Origin of the sequence: Nocardia sp. NPDC056541, assembly GCF_042794235.1 — a bacterium.
Taxonomy (GTDB): domain Bacteria; phylum Actinomycetota; class Actinomycetes; order Mycobacteriales; family Mycobacteriaceae; genus Nocardia.
On the sequence record NZ_JBHTUD010000002.1, the window covers coordinates 133,334 to 151,393 of the forward strand.

Consider the following 18,060-nt stretch of genomic DNA (forward strand, 5'->3'; position numbering starts at 1 on the left):
GCCCGTCCCGCGGGCAAATACACTGGGCTGATCACAATGTAGTCCGGAGGGAGCGAGTTCAGGTGGGAGTGCTGTCGCGGGTGGATTCACCCGAAGATCTGCGCCGGCTGAGCGTGCCGCAGCTGCGGGAACTGGCGGACGAGATCCGCGAGTTCCTGGTGCAGAAGGTCGCCGCCACCGGAGGCCATCTCGGCCCCAATCTCGGGGTGGTCGAGCTGACCATCGCCTTACACCGGATTTTCGATTCGCCCGCCGATCCGTTGATCTTCGACACCGGCCACCAGGCGTATGTGCACAAGATCCTCACCGGTCGCAAGGATCGCTTCGACTCGCTGCGCAGCCGTGACGGTCTGTCGGGCTACCCGAGCCGCGCCGAGAGCGAACACGACTGGGTCGAGTCCTCACACGCGTCGGCCGCGCTGTCCTACGTCGACGGCCTCGCGAAGGCGTTCGCGCTCACCGATCAGGACCGCACCCCGGTCGCGATCGTCGGGGACGGCGCGCTCACCGGCGGTATGTGCTGGGAGGCGCTCAACAACATCGCGGGTGCGCCCGATCGCCCGGTGGTGGTGGTGGTCAACGACAACGGCCGTTCCTATGCCCCCACGATCGGTGGGCTCGCCGACCGCCTGACCGCCCTGCGTACCCAGCCTGCCTACGAGCACGCGCTCGACGCCGGGAAACGCATCCTGAAAAGCATTCCCGCCGTGGGTGATTCGGCGTACTCGATGGTTCACGCGCTCAAGGCCGGGATCAAAGACGCGGTGAGCCCGCAGGAACTGTTCTCCGATCTGGGCATGAAGTACGTCGGCCCGGTCGACGGCCACGATCTCGTCGCGCTCGAGGCGGCGATGCGGCGCGCCAAGGACTTCGGCGGTCCGGTCGTCGTGCACGTGGTCACCCGCAAGGGCAACGGCTACGAGCACGCCGAGAACCACGTCGCCGACCAGATGCACGCCTGCGACCCGATCGACCCGCTCACCGGCCGCCCGCTGGCGGGCAAGAAGGCCAAGGGCTGGACCGCGGTGTTCTCCGAGGAGCTCATCGAACACGGTGCGCGCCGCGACGACATCGTCGCCATCACCGCCGCCATGCCGGGCCCTACCGGCCTGGCCGCGTTCGGCGAACGCTTCCCCGAGCGCATGTTCGACGTCGGCATCGCCGAGCAGCACGGCATGGCTTCGGCCGCCGGTCTGGCGCTGGGTGGTATGCACCCGGTGGTCGCCATCTACGCCACCTTCCTCAACCGCGCGTTCGACCAGCTCCTGATGGACGTGGCACTGCTGAAGCAGCCTGTCACGGTCGTGCTGGATCGCGCGGGTATCACCGGCCCCGACGGCGCCAGCCACAACGGCATGTGGGACTTCTCGCTGCTGGGCATCATCCCCGGCATTCGGGTCGCGGCCCCGCGCGACGGTGCCACGTTGCGGGAGGAGCTGGCCGAAGCGCTCGCCGTCTCCGACGGCCCGACCGTGCTGCGGTTCCCGAAAGGCAGTGTCGCCGAGGACATCACGGCCGTGGAACGTCTCGACGGGCTGGATGTGCTGCGACTGGCCGTGCCCGGTGCGGGCTCCGCCCAGTCCCAGCACGGTGACGTCCTGATCGTCGCCGTCGGCCCCTTCGCCGACACCGCGATGAAGGTCGCCGAACTCCTCGAACCCCAAGGCATTTCGGTCACCGTCGTCGATCCGCGCTGGGTCATCCCGGTGTCGGACACCTTGGTCAAGCTCGCGGAGAACTACCGCCTCGTGGTCACCGTCGAAGACGGCGGCCTGCACGGCGGCATCGGCTCCACCGTCTCCGCTCGCCTGCGCGACGCGGGCCTGGACGTCCCCACCCGCGATCTCGGTGTGCCCCAGCAGTTCCTGGACCACGCCTCCCGCAACGAGATCCTCGAAGAACTCGGCCTCACCCCCGACGCCATCGCCCAGCGAATCGGCGGCTGGCTGCAATCACGCTGATCAGAGCCGGATAACGCCCGCCGCGTGTCGGGCGTTGTCCGCCTCGGGCGTTGCGTACCCTCGCTGCCGAACGGTCCACTCGGGATTCCGATCGGCGGGAGAGCTCATGGCGAAGGTGGCGATCGTCGGGGCGGGCGTGATCGGTATCGGCTGGGCGAGGCTCTTCGCCCGGGGCGGCTGGGACGTCGCACTGGCCGATCCGCGACCCGACCTCGAACAGATCGTGGCCGACGATCTGTCGGGTCTGCCGGTCACCGCCCACGCCGAGGCCGGATCGGCCGCCGAGGGCGTCGACTATGTGCAGGAGGCGGGCCCGGAACGGCTCGAGTTCAAGCACGAGGTCTTCGCCGAGCTGGCCGCCGCCACCGCCGACGACGTGGTGCTCGCCTCCTCCTCGTCCTCGCTGCTGCCCACCGACATCGCCCAGGGCAGCTCCGCGGCCGGCCGCATCCTGATCGGCCACCCCTTCAACCCGGCGGACCTGATGCCCCTCGTCGAGGTGGTTCCCGGCGCGAAGACCGCCGATGCGGCGGTGGACCGGGCGATGACGGTCTATCGCGAGCTGGGCAAGACACCGATCCGGTTGCAGCGCGAGATCCCTGGTTTCGTCGGCAACCGCCTGCAGAAGGTCTTCAACGACCAGGCGATCTACCTGGTGCAACAGGGCGTCATCGCCGCGGAAGACCTCGACGACCTGGTCAAAGCTTCGCTCGGACTGCGCTGGGCCACCGTCGGCCCGTTCGAGGGCATGAACCTCGGCGGCGGCCCCGCGGGCATCCGCCACCTGATGGACAACGTCGGCTCCCAGATGACCTTCGACATCGGCTCACCGGACAAGTCGGCCATGGGCATGGTGGTCCAGCAAGTCGACGCCGCGTACGGCAACGGCGAGCAGCAGTACGAGCAGGGCGTGACGGCCCGCGACGAGAAGACCCGCGCGATCCTGCGCGCCCTCGGCGAGGGTGCCTGAGACTGCGCGGCTCGACGGTGCCTAGTGGCCGGGCCGCCGGGCGACGACGGCGAAATTCAGCGGGATGCGCGGTGCGCCGTCGGGCAATGTCCACCCCTGCTCGCAGGGCACGAGATCGGCGAACGCGGGCCAGTCCATAGTGGGCAGCTCTGTCAGCGCCTCGATGACGAGCCCGGCTCCGAGCAGCGCGCCGACGATCTCGCCCAGGTCGTGGCGCCACTCGTGATTGGTGGTGTGCGCGATCTGCCCTTCGGATTCCTCGGTGTAGGTCCCCGAGTCCGAGTAGCTGCGAGCGCCGCCACCGCCGAGATAATCGTCGTCGATCTCCCACGGTTCGAACTGCATCGCACCCAGAATCGGATGGTCGTCGCGGATCACGAACACCCCGCCCGGTTCGAGCAGGTCATGGATCGACCGCGCCCACGCGGTGAGCTCCGGCAGCCAGACGATGGTTCCCGCACTGGTCACGATGGTGTCGAAGCGCCGATCGAGCAGGGAAGAGGCGAACCGCGCGTCACCTTCGACCCAGGTGATGTCGCGACCGTCGGCCACGGCGATCCGCGCGGCGTGCCGCAGCGAGTTCGGCGACAGATCCAGTCCGTGCACCTCGATCGCGCCCAACCGCGCCCAGGACACGGTGTCCGTCCCGATGTGACACTGCAGATGCAGCAGGGATCGCCCCCGGATCCCGGATTCCGGTAGGTGCGGGGCCAGTACCGCGAGATCGTTGCGCACCACCGAGGAAATGTCGTCCGGATCGGCCAGAAAGGCGTCGACGTCGTACATCCGCGAACGCGCGTGCACGTCGGCCCGGTCGTCCCAATTCGCGCGGTTGGCGGCGATCGCTTCGGCTTCGAGCACGGCATGACCTTTCGACGGCGGTGTGACGGCGAGGATCAACGCTAGTTGTCGGGCCACCGTGGGTCGACTGATTTTGTGCCGCCGGGTCTCTCGGCACGCATCGGGTTGCCGAGACTGGTCGCGTCGCTCAGGGCGCGCGGCGGATCGGGGAGTATTCCTGTTCGGGGCGGCCGGTGGTGCCGTAGCGAAGTTGCATGCGCAGATCGGCGGTGGTGACGAGGGCAGCCAGGTAGCGCTGGGCGGTGGCCCGCGAGATTCCGATGGCGGTGGCGACCTCGCCCGCCGACATCGGGGCGGTTGCCCCGTGCACCGCTCGGAGTACGAGTTCCCTGGTGGGGGAGGCGGCGGCGGAGCCCCGGTCCGGGGTGGCCGGGGTGGGCCGCAGCGCGTCGAGTGCCGCGTCGACCTCGCGTGCGCTCACCTCGGGGACGGCGAGGATTCTGCGGTAACGGGCATAGCCGGCCAGGCGGGCGGCGAGGACGGTGTGATCGAACGGTTTCACCAGATACGCCAGCGCTCCCGCCGCCGAGGCGGCGCGGACCGTGGCCGATTCGGTGGCAGCGGTGAGCATCATGGCGTCGCAGTGCAATTCGCGTACCAGGTCGATGCCCGAACCATCCGGCAGATAGACGTCGACCAAGGCGAGATCGATGGCGGTCGTGGCGAGTGCCTGCCGGGCGGCGGCAACGGTGTTGACGACCGCGCCGACGACGAATCCGGGTAGCGCGCCGACGATTCCGGCATGCATGTTCGCCACCCGGAAGTCGTCATCGACCACGAGCACGGTGTAGTCGGGCCGGTTCACGACACTTCTCCCTCGCTGAGCACGCCGGGTAGGCGCGCGATGAACTCCGCCCCGCTCAGTTGTTTACCGGCGCCGGCGGCCGAGGCCAACCACACATCGCCACCGAGCGCCCGAGCGACCTGCCGCGACAACGCCAGCCCCACCCCGCGACCTCCTGGCACCCCGCCACCGTGTTTCGTCGAAACCCCGTCGGCGAACAGCGAATCCACCAATTCCGGTCCGATTCCCGGGCCGCTGTCGGCGACGGTGATGTGCAGCGTGGATCCCTCCTGCACCAACTCGACCTCGACGAGCGCGCGGGCTTGCGCGCCGGACTCGTCCGCCACGGAATCATCGCGGATGTGTGCGTCGAACTCGGCGGGCATGTCCGGCCCCGTGGCGGCTTCGACGACGCGCACGGCATCGATGGCATTGTCGAGCAGATTGCCCAGCACTGTCGTCACATCCACCGGCGCACCGAGATTCGCGTCCACCCAGGTGCTCGGCCCCAGCCGCAACGACACCGCGTTCTCCCTGGCATGAGCGGCCTTGGCGGCGAGAAACGCTTGCAGATACGGATCGCGCACCGCATCGATCCCCGGCATCGCGGCACCGAGCGGCCCCGACCCGAGCAGCTCGTCGATGTATTTCGCGGCCTCGCTGGGCCGATCGCCGTGCAGCAACCCACTGAGCAGGTGCAATCGGTTGGCGAACTCGTGCCGCTGCGCCCGCAACACCGTGCTCATCGACCGCACCGCGTCCAGCTGCCGGGTCAGTGACTCCACATCGGTCCGATCGCGCACATCGAGCACCGCCCCCAGCGCGCGCCCCTCGCGGGTCACCGTCCTGGCGGTGACCACGACGATCCGATCGCCGACCGCCGCCTGCACCGGCTGCCCGTCGGCGGCGCGAAACGCCTCGAGCACGCGCGGTGTGAGCCCGATCGAATCCACCGAACGTCCACTGTCCCCGGCGATTCCGAGCAGGGCGCGCGCCTCGTCGTTGATCACCGTCGTGCGCCACCTGGCATCGACCGCGACCACCCCCACGCCGATCCCGTGCAGCACCACATCCTGTTCGCGCACCAGTTCGGCCAGCTCGGCGGGCTGCAAGCCCAGGGTCAACCCGTGCCACCGCCGTGCCAGCAACACCGACCCCGCGATCCCCGCGAACAGCGCGCCCATCACCAGGACGGCGGCCCGGCGCAGGTCGCTCACCAGCTGATCGCTCACCGCCTCGGTGGAGATGCCGACACTCACCTCGCCCACCACCCGATCCGAACCGGGCTCGCGCACCGGCACTTTCGCCCGCACCGAGTCGCCGAGTGTGCCGTGCTCGCGAATCACCACCTCGCGCCCTGCCAACGCCTCCGAGGGATCCGTGCTCACCTTCTGACCCAGCCGCGCCGGGTCTGGATGCGCCAACCGCAACCCCGCGTCATCGGTGATCACCACGAACAGTGCCCCCGTCCGCAGGCGCGCCGCCTCGGCCGTCTGCTCCAGTTCCCCGCTCGCGAGCTCCGCGCGGAGCAATGGCCCCGGCTCCAGCGCCGCGTACCGGGCGACCTCCTCGCGCACCACCGGATCACTGGCGACGGTGCGCGCGATGGCCAGAGCCCGCTGCCCGTACTCGGCCGACAACCGCTGATCGCTCAGGTAGGCGAACACCCCGAACGCCAGCCCCAGGATCAACGCCACCAGCGCGACCTGCAGCAACACGATCTGCGTCCGCAGCCGGACACCACGGGGGAACAGCCTCACCGGCTCAGTGTAGGCACCCCCGGTGGCCATGAGCACAATGCGCACAACGTCCGTATCGCTGCTTGCGCCGGTTGTGCGCACAAGCGCGCGCTCTGTGACCCACAACACTTACCTTTCGATAGCGGCCGCGCATCACACCAAGGCGGCGCTGGACACAGGAGCAGCAATGAGCAATCCACTCATCGAACTCCGGGGCGCGACGAAGCGCTTTCCCGGAACCGACGGTGGCATCCACACCGCGGTGAAGAACATCGACTTCACCGTCGCGCCAGGCGAATTCGTCGCGGTGGTCGGCCCGACCGGCTGTGGCAAGTCCACCACCCTCTCCCTGGTCTCGGGCCTCGAGCCCACCTCGGCGGGGCGCACGCTGGTGCGCGGCAAGGATGTCGACGGCATCCCCGACGGCATCGGCTACATGTTCCAGCAGGATGCCGTGCTGCCGTGGCGCAGCGTGCTCGACAATGTCGCGCTCGGCCCGCGCTTTCGTGGCGTGTCGAAAGCCGAGGCGAAGGCGAAGGCCGCCGAATGGGTGCGCATCGTGGGACTTGCCGGATTCGAGGACTATTATCCGCACCAGCTCTCCGGCGGCATGCGCAAGCGCGTCGCACTGGCCCAGACCCTGGTGAACGAACCCGAGATCATGCTCATGGACGAGCCGTTCAGCGCGCTCGACGTGCAGACCCGCCAGCTCATGCAGGACGAACTGCTGCGCGTGTGGGCAGGCACCGACGCCGCGGTGATCTTCGTGACCCACGACCTCGAGGAGGCCATCGCCCTGGCCGACCGGGTCGTGGTGATGACCGCGAGCCCCGCGACCGTCTGCGGTGACTTCCGCGTCACCCTCGAACGTCCGCGCAATGTCGAAGAGGTGCGCCTCACCGAGGAATTCCGCGACCTCTACCGGGAAATCTGGGAAACGCTGCGCGATCAGGTCGAGGCGGCTCGCACGAAGGGAGCGACCCGTGTCGCTTGAGACGATGACCGCGATCGCCGCGACGGCGCCGGAGGTCGAGGCGGAATCCGAGGAGCAGATCCTGGCCCGGGTGAAGGCCAAGAACCGCAAGTCCAAGCTGCGGGTGTGGGGTCTACGGGCCGCGCTGATCGTGCTGTGGCTGGGATCGTGGGAGCTGGTCGCCAGCGTCTGGATCGACCCGTTCTTCTACTCCAAGCCCTCCCTGATCTGGGATCGGCTGGTCGAATGGTTCACCGAGGGAACGCAGTTCGGGTCGATCTGGCTGCAGATCTTCACCACCGTGCAGGAAGCCGTGCTCGGCTTCGTGATCGGCACCGTCGCCGGTGTCGTGCTGGGCACCTTGCTCGGCCGCAGCCGCTACTGGGCCGACGTGCTCGCCCCGTTCATCAAGGCGCTCAACGCCGTGCCCCGCATCGTGCTGGCCTCGCTGTTCATCATCTGGTTCGGCTTGGGTCTGAGTTCCAAGGTCGCGACCGTGGTGGTGCTGGTGTTCTTCGCCGTGTTCTTCAACGCCTTCACCGGCGCCAGGGAAGTCGACGGCAATGTCATCAACAACGCCCGCATCCTGGGTGCGAGTAAACGTCAGATCCTCGGCTCCATCGTGCTGCCCAGTGCCACGACCTGGATCCTGTCCAGCCTGCACACCGCCTTCGGGTTCGCGCTGATCGGCGCGGTCGTCGGTGAATACGCCGGTGCCAGTAAAGGTTTGGGCCTGCTGATCTCCAACGCCCAGGGCACCTTCGACGCGGCAGGCATCTACGCGGGCATGATCATCATCACCGTGGTCGCCCTGATCGCGGAATCGCTCATCGGCTTCGCGGAAGGGCGCCTGCTGAAATGGCGTCCCTCGCAGGCACAGTCGGGTCACGGGGTGTAGACGATGAGATACCGCAAGCCCTTCGCACTGGCGCTGCTCGCGATCAGTTCGCTGCTGCTGGCCACCGGATGCCGCGATTCGCGGTCCATCCCGATGGCCGACGGCAGGCCCCAGATCACCATCATGGTCGGCGGTCTAGAGAAGGTGATCTACCTGCCCGCGATGCTCGCCCAGCAGCTCGGTGCGTTCGAGGCCAACGACATCGACGTGAAGCTGCTCGGTGAACAGTCCGGCGCCAGCGCCGAAACCGCCCTGCTCACCGGTGACGTCCAGGCCGTGGTCGGCTTCTACGACCACACCATCGACCTCCAGGCCAAAGACCAGTGCCTGCAGACCGTGGTCCAATTCGCTGACGTGCCAGGCGAAGTGGAACTGGTCTCCACCGCCGACGCCGACACCATCCGCTCGCCCGCCGACTTCCGCGGCCGCAACCTCGGCGTCACCTCGCTCGGCTCGTCGACCGACTTCCTCACCCAGGCGCTGGCCGGTCAGGAGGGTCTGAGCACCTCCGACTACACCAGGGTGAAAGTCGGTGCGGGACAAACCTTCATCGCGGGCATGAACCACGACGGCATCGACGCGGGCATGACCACCGACCCCACCGTGGCGAAAATGGTCCAGTCCGGTGACGCGAAGATCCTCACCGACATGCGCAACGAGGAAGGCACCCGCGCCGCACTCGGCGGCCTGTACCCCGCCTCATCGCTGTACATGAAGTGCGACACCGTTTCCGCGCACCCGGAAATCGTCCAGAAACTGGCCAACGCCTTCGTGCAGACGCTGCGCTGGATCGACACCCACAACCCCGACGAGATCGCCGCGAAGATGCCGTCCCAATACGCCGGCAGCGACCCCGCCCTCTACGCGAAATCCATCCGCGACTCGATCGGCATGTTCAACGGCGACGGCCTGATGAAACCCGAAGGCGCCCAGAACGTCCTCCGCATCCTGGGCCGATACTCCCGCAATGTGGCCCCCGTCCGGGACCGCATCGACCTCGAACCCACCTACACCAACCAATTCGTCGAACAAGCGCACCGAACCCCGGCCCAGTAACACCATCGACCCCTGCCGTGGCTCATGGCAGGGGTCGATGCGTGTCTATCGGTAGGCGGGTTCGTTGTCTTCGCGATAGATCGCGATGGCCGATTTCATCAACCGCACCAACGACCCTCGAGCATCGCCGGTATCACCCGGTCGCGCCTCGATCACAGAGCCTCGTTCGGTGACCAGGTAGCGCCCATCCGGGAAATCCATCACGTGGAAGCCCTGTCCGGGTTGTGGCCGGTTGTCCGTCGCGGCGCCCGGATAGCCCGCCACGTATACCAGCGTCGACCGGGGCCGCCCGAAGAAATCATCCGCCTTCTGCTGCGGCGTGCGCCGGTCGGCCGCCCACGGATCGTAGGGTGCTTCCTCGTCGAAGTCGTTGCTGTTCATCGAGAACACGTCCCCGCCCGCCGCCCCCGTCTTCGGCAGCCGGGCAAGGAGCTTGTCGGGCAGCTGTTCGATCTCGAGCATGCTCATCCGGATGTCACCGCCCTCGTGGTCGAGCGGCACCCGCTGCTGTTCCACCAGCACCGCCTGCTGCCCCCGCACCGCCGCGAACGACCGCAACTTCTCCCCGTCGCCGTACCCGGCGAGCTCGAATCGCGCTTCCGGCTCGAGCAGAATTTGCAGCGCCGCGTCCAGCGAGTGGTCGAATATCGGCAGAATCCGCTGGGCCTCGTCCTGCCACAGCCGGTCGTAGTCGTCCACGGTCACCGCGTCCGCCTGCGTCTGCAACGGATAGGGGAGCACATCGCGATCCGCCGCGCGCCACAGCACCGTGAACCCGAGCGCACTGAAGTGCCACTGTCCCTGGCTCATGCGCCGATCACCGGCGGCACCGTCTTGGCCCGCTGATCCTCGCTGAGCCCCGTGAGTTCTTCACCGTTCTCCTGATTGATCAGATAGTCCTTCGTCCCGGATTCCTTCTCGTCATCGCCCTTCCCGCCCTTCCCGCCACCGGCACCCATACCGCCCATGCCCGACATCCCGCGGCCCGAACCGGCGGAACCCGCGCCTCCTGTACCGGCACCGCCCTTCCCCGCGGCCGCGCCACCCGGTGTGCCCGGAACGGCCGCTCCTGGCACACCGGAACCCGGTGTCCCCGCACCGGGCGAACCGCCACCCGGAGAACCGCCGGTCCCCATCGGTGTCGTCGACGCGGGGGTGGTGCCGGTCGGTGAAGTCGGCGTGGTCGGCACGGTGGACTGCGGTGTCGTCGCCGCAGGCTCCGTGCTCGACGGTGTCGTGTCGTCGCCGGTGTCGTCGTCGGAGGGGTCCTCCGTAGTCGGCGTCTCGGTGGTCGGTTGTTCGGTCGTGGGCTGTTCGGTGGTGGGCTGTTGCGTGGTCGACTTCTTGTCGGTGGTGTCGTCCTTGCTGCCGTTGTCATCGCCCGGCTTCGAGCCGGTGTCCAAGGGGTTGTACGGCTGGGGGACGAGCGGGACGTCGGTGTCCGCGATCTTGATCGCCTCGTAATAGATGCCCTTGACCACCTCCGCCCCTTCCGATTTCGCGGTATCGGCGTTGTGGCTGTCCATCTTCCAGGTGGGTCCGGGGATGTAGCTCGCGATCCCGCTGAGCGTGGAGCCTTCGTGCGGCTGGACCCGATCCTTGGCGATCTGCATGGCCGACTCGACCACCTTCACCTTCTCGGCCATCATCTGCGCCGACGACAGCAGGTTTCCCGACTTCTCGACATAGTCCTTGATGCCCGCACCGGCGCTGGCTCCCGCGTTACCGGTCCACTTCTCCCCGATCGCTTTCCCGATTTCGGCGTCGTAGGTCTTGAAACCCTGTTCTAGCTTGTTGCGCAGGGTCTCCCAGCGGGTGTGCAGCGTGTTGACATCGGTCATCGACATCGCGGAGACCCGCTCGTACAGGTCCGACATCTGACTCGGTTCGTCGTACGAGACGACCTGCGGCTTCTGATAGGCGCCGTCGAATTCGTTTTTCAACTCCGCCAACCGATTCCGTGCGATATGCGCGTCCGGGCTCTCGTCCGTCGAGCGGGTCGGCTTGCTACCGTCGGCGTAATCCTTCAACGAGAGGTATGTGCTACCTCCCGGAATGGAGTTGACGACTGCCCTACCGACGACATTGTCCAAGAATGACATTCTTAACCACCACTGGGAAGGTTGGCGCCCTGTGAAGTCAGCGCTTGCGCTTGGGCTATTTGCTGGTCTTCGTACTTCTTCACCGAGATCTCGATGGTGTCGCGGATCAGCGTGAGAACCTGTATGTGTTCTTCAAAAGCTGTATTGAAATCGCGCTCCCCGCCAATGGCTTTCATTCCGAGCATCTTGGACAGCTCGTCCGCTGCGTTGAAGCGACCCAAGCCGGACACCGACGAGAGAGAGCTCAGGCTCTGTTTCAGCTCACTGAACAGTGTTATCTGCCTGTTGCACGCGTCACGACAGCTCGTCGATACAGACGGATCCAAGTAGAGATTCCCGGACTCTGCGTTGGATTTCAGAGTCTCCCAACGAGACTTCTCGTCTGCCATTCACCCCACCCTTCTGTACATGTATTTTGCTATCTACTTCGGGAAAAGCGGAACAATCGCCGCGGCCATCGGCTGCAGCCGTTCGCACGGTGGAGTTTTCCGCTCTTTGACGCCGGTGTTGAGCATGTCTAGCTGAGCAAACCCACTAGTTGTCTGGAACACCAGCGAGCAATCCTCATCGGCATCGTGATGACTTTGCCGGAATTGAATGCCCTGACGTCCGGCGACCGCTACATCCTTGAACTCGATGTTCGTCGACTTCTGGCGCACTTCATCGACTGTGTGAATCGTCGTATAAACAGTGAGGCCATAGCCAGGTGGGTAGGCCGAAGCGCTCCATGCGCAGATTTTCCAACCGGGCTCCTCGGCACCGAGTATGCCCGACCGCTTCGACGCCACATCCAGCCCCATGCTGGTCAAAGTGGAATCCGGGATCTGGCTGCACGGGTCCCACAAGGCCGCAGTAGCCGCCGCCTGATCGGTGGTCGCACTTGGCTGCGCCTTCCCGCTCTCGGTAGTGGAACACCCCGCCACCGCAAGCACCCCACACAACACCGCGCTCACCAACACAGACCGTCGCAGCACGAGCATCCTCCGTCTTCCCCGATCACCGAGCCACACCGTCCGGCCGAGCCCGCACCAACCCACGGCCGCCCGCATGCTCCCCGCACTCGGCCACCCCGTCGTTGCGCACAGCCTACGACACCACTGCACCCAATTCACCTCACTGCCCCGCCCCATGAAACCTCCTCGACTCCAGCGAGTTCCGCGGTGCGAGAGTGCAGACAACCTTCGACAACAACCCACGGCGACGCCGACGGTGGCGAGTCATGCGCTCCAACATCGATCCACCCCATCCACAGCATCACGCTCAATCGGCCACTGCGATGGCACTCCTTCACACCCTTAGACGCACCGAAGCCCCTTCTGGTTCCATCGATTTCACCGCACGGACCAACCCTGTCGTATCCGCTACGCTCGGCGATTGGCACTGCGTGCCGCAGGTCTGACGTACCGGTATTTCCGGTGCATAGGACCTGTTCGATCAGGTTCGACATCGCAGGTCGCGGGCTGGGTGTGCCCGCCGTCCTGGGGTGGCATCACACGAGGGGCGGGGCAGCACCATGACAGGCGCAGGCGGGGAACTCAGTATCTCCCCGGACAAGATCAAAACCCATGCCACCAACGTCACCTCGGCCGGTTCAGGGTTGACCGAAGCCCTCGAAGCAGCCCAAGCCGTCTCGGCCCCCTCGGATGCGTTCGGGAAACTGTGTGCCTTCCTCGGTCCGTTGTTCGTCGATTCGGTCGAGACCGATGGCATCGACGCGATCCAGGCCGCCATTGATGCCTTCGGTGACACCAGTTCGAACCTGACTGCTGTTGCTGATGCGTTCACAAGCCGTGACACCACCAACGCCACTGCGCTCAAGACCCAAGAGTCCGGTCTGTAATGGCCGCGAACCCGTTGATCGCGGCGAAGGAAGACACCACCGACTGGTCCACCGGCATTAGCTTGGTCAGCTCGGTCACCGACTTGTCCGACGCGATCTCGGGTGGTTCCTGGATCGAGGTCGGCCTCGGTGTCGTCGGTCTCGGTGCCGAAGCGGTCTCGTTGGTCGTCGACCCGCTCGGGACGCTGGCTGGTTACGGCGTGGGTTGGCTGATCGAGCACTGCCAGCCATTGCAGGATGCCCTGGATTGGATCGCGGGTGACCCCGCGCAGATCGAGGCTTATGCCAAGACCTGGGACAACGTTGCCGCCCGGATCAGCGAGGTAGCGACCGCTCAAAACGCCGCGGTCACAGCCGATGTCGCGGACTGGACTGGCCAAACCGCCACCGCCTACCAATCCGCAGCGTCCAACACCACGAACCTGCTCACCGCGGCCAACACCGCCGCGACCGCAGCAGCCTCGGCGATCCGGATGGCGGGTGGGATCGTGGCCGCGGTCCGCGAAACTGTGCGTGACCTGGTCGCACAGACTGTCGGTCGTCTCGCGGTGTGGGCGGCGGAGTTGGTGTTCTCGGTCGGTTTGGCGACTCCGTTGGTCGCGGTCCAGGCGACTGCGTATATCGCGAAGACTGTGGCGACGATTTCGAAGTTGTTCTCGAAGTTGGCTAAGACGATGTCGAAGCTGAAGCCGTTGCTCAAGCAGCTGAAGTCGGCGTTCGGTGATATCGCGAAGGCATTCAAGAAGACCCCGTCCAAGACCTCGAAGAACGCTGACACCACCACGAGTCCTGCGGCGACGAAGAACACCGACACCTCGACAACACCGTCGACTACCAAACAGCCTGACACGCCCACGAATCCGGCCAGCACACCTGATACACCGTCGAAGACAACTGATAACCCGGACACCCCAGGGACCACGAAACCGGCGAGCACGCCGGAGACGAGCAAGCTTCCCGACCAGTCCGGCTCCGATAAGCCGGACCTGAACAAGACCGCGAAGCAAACCACCGACTGTGGTGACCCGGTCGACGTCGCGACCGGCGAGTTCCTGCTCCCCGCAACCGATATCGAGCTGCCTGGGGTGTTGGCGTTGGTGTTGACCCGCCGCCATCGTTCTTCGTATCGCTTCGGCCGATGGTTCGGGCCTTCCTGGGCCGCGACACTGGATATGCGGGTCGAAGTCGACCAGGTCGGAGTCCGCTTCGTCGGACCCGACGGTGAGCTGTGGCAGTTCCCCCACACCGCCCCGGACCTCCCAGTTCATCCGGTACACAAGGGCATTCGCGCAACCATGACCCGCACCGAAACAGGCGGATACTCAGTTCACGACCCAGACCGCGAGCTCACCTGGAGCTTTCGGCCCACCGCAGCGTCGGCCGGTTCGGAAACCCCTCTCGGCACCTATCCGATCACCGAGATCACCGATCGCCACCACAACCGAATCACCTTCCATTACAGCGACACCGGCCACCCCACCGAAGTCACCCACTCCGGCGGGTACCGCGTCCGGATCGACACCACCGACGACCGTGTTACCGCCCTGACAGTGCTCGGTACGACCCCGACCGGTGAAGCGCTCGAAACCATTGTCCGCGAATTCGGCTACACGGCAGGTGATCTCGTCGCCGTGACCAACGGTGTCGCCGCGACTACGACCTTCAGCTACGACGAACAACACCGCATGCTGTCATGGCGCGACTCCCGCGGCACAGAAATGCACAACAGCTACGACCGATCCGGACGGGTCATCAAGCAGGTCGGCACCGACGGCATCCTGTCAGCGACTTTCGCGTATGAACCGCTTCCCGAATTCGGGCGCTCGCGCACCCACCATACGAACTCCCTCGGCGCCACCACCACCTTCGAATTCGACGAAGACCTCTGCCTGCGCAACCTGATCGACCCACGCGGCGCGACATCGATCACCGACTACAACGAGTACCGCCAACCGGTCCGCTACGTCGATGCCTACGCCAACACCACCATCTACCTCTACAACCCCGACGGTGACCTGGTCCTGGTTCGACGCCCCGACAATGCTTCCATCACAGTCAGCTACGCCGCACCGCGACGTCCTGCCACGATCACCGATGTCGACGGCACCACCATCACCCGCACTTATGATGAGACCGGCAATCTCACCACCACCACCGACGCCGACAGCGTCTCGACCGCTTACACCCACCACCCGTGCGGTGCTCCGGCGTCGATCACGCTCTCGACCGGTGCCGCCGCCAGTATTGATGTCGATGCGGCCGGGCTACCGATCCGAATCACCGAACCTGGGAACGCTGTCACCACCGTCGAGCGCGACATGTTCGGCCGACCGGTCACAATCACCGATCCCCTCGGCAACATCAGCACCAAGGAGTACTCGGTCGAGGGAAAGCTGGTGTCGCGCAACGATGCTGACGGCACCGCACAGTCGTGGGCCTATGACAGCGAAGCGAACCTGCTCACCCACACCAACCAGATCGGCGCCATCACCCGCTACACCTACGGCACTTTCGATCTGGTCGCCACCCGCGAAACCGCTGATGGTGCAGTTACTTCCTACACCCACGACACCGAACGTCGACTCACCTCGGTCACCAACCCCCTCGGCGACACCTGGACCTACGAATACGACCCGTCCGGCAACGTCTGCACCGAAACCGACTACAACGGCTCAGTTACCCAGACCGAACACGACCTCCTCAATCGGCCCGCCATCATCACCACACCCACCGGGGTCCAACGCCGCCACACTTATGACATCCTCGGCAGGTTCGCCGGCGTCAGCACCGATACCGGCGAATGGATCACCAACGCATATACCCAGACCGGACAACTCACCACAGCCCGAAATGGTGTGTACGACGACACTATTCACGCGGTCACCTTCGCCTACTCGCCGGCTGGACGAGTCTTGACCCAACACGTCGACGGACGCCCCCTCACTTACGATTACGACGAGCACGGCCGCCGCGTTCGGTATACAACCCCGAGCGGCGCAGCGACCGACTACGAACACACCCCGACCGGTCGGATCGCCGCCCTGACCACCAACGGCCACCGATTCGACTTCACCCATGATTCGAACGGCCGCCAAAACAGTTGGCACACCGTCGGAATAGGCCAACACAACACCTATAGCCCCGCCGGTCACACCCTCAGCCGCGAACTCATCCAACTCGACCCCCGCACCGCTGACCCGATCCGGCTACTCGAACGCGACGAATATGCCTGGCGCCCAGACGGATACATTACCAGCCACACCATCACGACACCCTCCAACAGACGTCGGCGCGACTACACCCTCGATGCGATCGGGCGCATAACTCACATCGATGTTCCAGGCGGCGGTGCCTCCGAGCAATACAGCTACGACGCTCTGTCGAACCTCGTCACCGCCGACATTTACACGTTACCGGCACCATCTGATCCCGTTGTCCCCGAATATAACCCCGCCGAACCTGCGAGTGATTCGCGGTTCGAGTACCGCGAGAATCTCCTCGTACGCGCCGGCCGCACGCGCTTCCACTACGACACCGCCGGCCGCCTCATCCGCAAAGAGAAAACCCGGATCTCCCGCAAACCCGCCATCTGGCACTATCGCTATAACGCTTTTGACCAACTCATTGAAGTCAGTACCCCCGACAACGCCACCTGGACCTACACCTACGACCCCTTCGGCCGACGTACGACCAAACAACATCACGGCAGCGAAACCCGCACCGAATTCGCCTGGGACGGAGTCCACCTCACCGAACAATCCACCACTACCCCTTCATACGTCCGAATCCACACCTGGACCAACCATCCCACGTCCCACATCCCTCTCACCCAATCGGTCGACGGCCAATTCTGGGCAATAGTCACCAACCTGCAAGGCAGCCCCACTCATCTCGCCGACCCCGTCAGCGGCGAAATCGCCTCAACGGCCACCAGCACTCTCTGGGGTAGAACCGTGTGGACTGGCCCTGAAATGCCCCATCGGTTCCAGGGGCAACAATACGACACCGAAACAGGTCTTCACTATAACTACCATCGGTATTACGATCCGGAGTCGGCTAGGTACCTTACACAGGATCCGTTGGGGCTCTCGCCGTCTCCCAATCCCAATATCTATCCTCATAATCCGCTTACGTGGCTCGATCCTCTAGGGCTCGCGTGTAAGGACAACCAATATTTTGATTCCCGGCGAGAGGCATTTAACGCAGCACTGGATCGCGCCGGCGTTCCTCGTTCTCAGCAGCCAACTCATCAATGGGAGGTCGGTGACGACTACAATAGGCAAAATCACAGCAATTATCACTACTCGGAAAATCCAGGTGCTCACGGGCGTTACTATCAGTATGAAACGCCTGAAGGAAGTCGAGTAATCGTAGAGCACACCAATGACCCACAAGCTCCTCACCCGCACTTCCATGCCGGTCAACCGCAGGAAGACGTAAACGTAATCGGCCCGAATAGCCAAGACATGCGGGGTAAGATTTACAAGTCGGTCGGTGGTGACCACCACTTGTACTATACGGGAGAGTAGTAGATGGCGAGTGAGGAACTTCGCAGCAAGCTGGCGTTGCTTCGTGAGCGAAAATTGGCAGATCGACTATTGGTTCGATTCCGGAACATCGAAATAGTTCGGTACCGTACCAACGGCGATATTCCAATTCGCATGAGGGAGTACTTCATTTCGTGTACAAGCATGGACGCTGTTCCGCAATCGCTGGCCGACCACACGCTAGATACGACAGAGGTGTCCGAGTGGCGTAGGCAGATTTTGGAATTATCGGGTATTGGGCAAGAATTCCTGTTCCGCACGGGAATGGAACACTTTCCGTGGGCGGAGTGCTTGGCTTCGTCTAGCGAATGGATAGACGAGCTATTCGA

14 protein-coding genes are annotated in these 18,060 nt (G+C 65.0%); 7 read left to right on the forward strand and 7 right to left on the reverse strand.

All coding sequences use genetic code 11. The features are described from left to right. Window positions 1-62 precede the first annotated feature (62 nt). Window positions 63-1,961 carry a 1-deoxy-D-xylulose-5-phosphate synthase gene (gene dxs, locus ACFQ9R_RS03545; RefSeq protein WP_378988659.1) on the forward strand — a complete coding sequence of 633 codons (1,899 nt, stop codon included), beginning with the start codon at window positions 63-65 and terminating at the stop codon, window positions 1,959-1,961. Window positions 1,962-2,067: 106 nt separating this feature from the next. Continuing rightward, window positions 2,068-2,931: a 3-hydroxyacyl-CoA dehydrogenase NAD-binding domain-containing protein gene (locus tag ACFQ9R_RS03550; RefSeq protein ID WP_378988661.1), complete on the forward strand. Its 864-nt coding sequence runs from the start codon at window positions 2,068-2,070 to the stop codon at window positions 2,929-2,931. 21 nt (window positions 2,932-2,952) lie between these two features. Here the strand turns inward: ACFQ9R_RS03550 and ACFQ9R_RS03555 are convergent, their stop codons facing one another. The 3 genes from ACFQ9R_RS03555 to ACFQ9R_RS03565 form a co-directional block, all read right to left on the reverse strand. Then, window positions 2,953-3,792 carry a class I SAM-dependent methyltransferase gene (locus ACFQ9R_RS03555; RefSeq protein WP_378988663.1) on the reverse strand — a complete coding sequence of 280 codons (840 nt, stop codon included), beginning with the start codon at window positions 3,790-3,792 and terminating at the stop codon, window positions 2,953-2,955. A gap of 127 nt (window positions 3,793-3,919) precedes the next feature. Further along, entirely contained in the window at window positions 3,920-4,597 is a 678-nt protein-coding gene (locus ACFQ9R_RS03560; RefSeq protein ID WP_378988665.1) for a response regulator, read from the reverse strand. After that, window positions 4,594-6,336 carry an ATP-binding protein gene (locus ACFQ9R_RS03565; protein ID WP_378988667.1) on the reverse strand — a complete coding sequence of 581 codons (1,743 nt, stop codon included), beginning with the start codon at window positions 6,334-6,336 and terminating at the stop codon, window positions 4,594-4,596. The genes ACFQ9R_RS03560 and ACFQ9R_RS03565 overlap by 4 nt, the downstream gene beginning before the upstream one ends. Before the next feature lie 166 nt (window positions 6,337-6,502). Here ACFQ9R_RS03565 and ACFQ9R_RS03570 point away from each other — a divergent pair, with 166 nt between their 5' ends. From ACFQ9R_RS03570 to ACFQ9R_RS03580, 3 genes are read left to right on the forward strand one after another with little or no spacing between them, the layout of a single operon-like run. After that, complete coding sequence (locus ACFQ9R_RS03570) at window positions 6,503-7,309, forward strand: ABC transporter ATP-binding protein (protein ID WP_378988669.1); 807 nt, start codon at window positions 6,503-6,505, stop codon at window positions 7,307-7,309. After that, window positions 7,299-8,186 carry an ABC transporter permease gene (locus tag ACFQ9R_RS03575; protein ID WP_378988671.1) on the forward strand — a complete coding sequence of 296 codons (888 nt, stop codon included), beginning with the start codon at window positions 7,299-7,301 and terminating at the stop codon, window positions 8,184-8,186. Before ACFQ9R_RS03570 ends, ACFQ9R_RS03575 begins: the two co-directional genes overlap by 11 nt. 3 nt (window positions 8,187-8,189) lie before the next feature. After that, window positions 8,190-9,242: an ABC transporter substrate-binding protein gene (locus ACFQ9R_RS03580; protein WP_378988673.1), complete on the forward strand. Its 1,053-nt coding sequence runs from the start codon at window positions 8,190-8,192 to the stop codon at window positions 9,240-9,242. A 45-nt stretch (window positions 9,243-9,287) separates the two neighbouring features. Here the strand turns inward: ACFQ9R_RS03580 and ACFQ9R_RS03585 are convergent, their stop codons facing one another. The 4 genes from ACFQ9R_RS03585 to ACFQ9R_RS03600 all read right to left on the reverse strand — a co-directional run bounded on the left by ACFQ9R_RS03585 (window position 9,288) and on the right by ACFQ9R_RS03600 (window position 12,297). Next, window positions 9,288-10,052: an ESX secretion-associated protein EspG gene (locus ACFQ9R_RS03585; protein ID WP_378988675.1), complete on the reverse strand. Its 765-nt coding sequence runs from the start codon at window positions 10,050-10,052 to the stop codon at window positions 9,288-9,290. After that, window positions 10,049-11,194, reverse strand: a complete 1,146-nt coding sequence (locus ACFQ9R_RS03590; protein WP_378988677.1) for a hypothetical protein — start codon at window positions 11,192-11,194, stop codon at window positions 10,049-10,051. The genes ACFQ9R_RS03585 and ACFQ9R_RS03590 overlap by 4 nt, the downstream gene beginning before the upstream one ends. Before the next feature lie 152 nt (window positions 11,195-11,346). Next, on the reverse strand, window positions 11,347-11,733 hold the full coding sequence (locus ACFQ9R_RS03595) for a hypothetical protein (protein ID WP_378988679.1): 387 nt from the start codon (window positions 11,731-11,733) through the stop codon (window positions 11,347-11,349). Window positions 11,734-11,766: 33 nt separating this feature from the next. Next, window positions 11,767-12,297, reverse strand: a complete 531-nt coding sequence (locus ACFQ9R_RS03600; protein ID WP_378988681.1) for a DUF3558 domain-containing protein — start codon at window positions 12,295-12,297, stop codon at window positions 11,767-11,769. Window positions 12,298-12,857: 560 nt separating this feature from the next. Here ACFQ9R_RS03600 and ACFQ9R_RS03605 point away from each other — a divergent pair. Together ACFQ9R_RS03605 and ACFQ9R_RS03610 are read left to right on the forward strand one after the other, a co-directional pair. Next, complete coding sequence (locus ACFQ9R_RS03605) at window positions 12,858-13,184, forward strand: type VII secretion target (RefSeq protein ID WP_378988683.1); 327 nt, start codon at window positions 12,858-12,860, stop codon at window positions 13,182-13,184. Next, window positions 13,184-17,713: a DUF6531 domain-containing protein gene (locus ACFQ9R_RS03610; RefSeq protein ID WP_378988685.1), complete on the forward strand. Its 4,530-nt coding sequence runs from the start codon at window positions 13,184-13,186 to the stop codon at window positions 17,711-17,713. The genes ACFQ9R_RS03605 and ACFQ9R_RS03610 overlap by 1 nt, the downstream gene beginning before the upstream one ends. The last annotated feature ends 347 nt before the right edge of the window (window positions 17,714-18,060 follow it).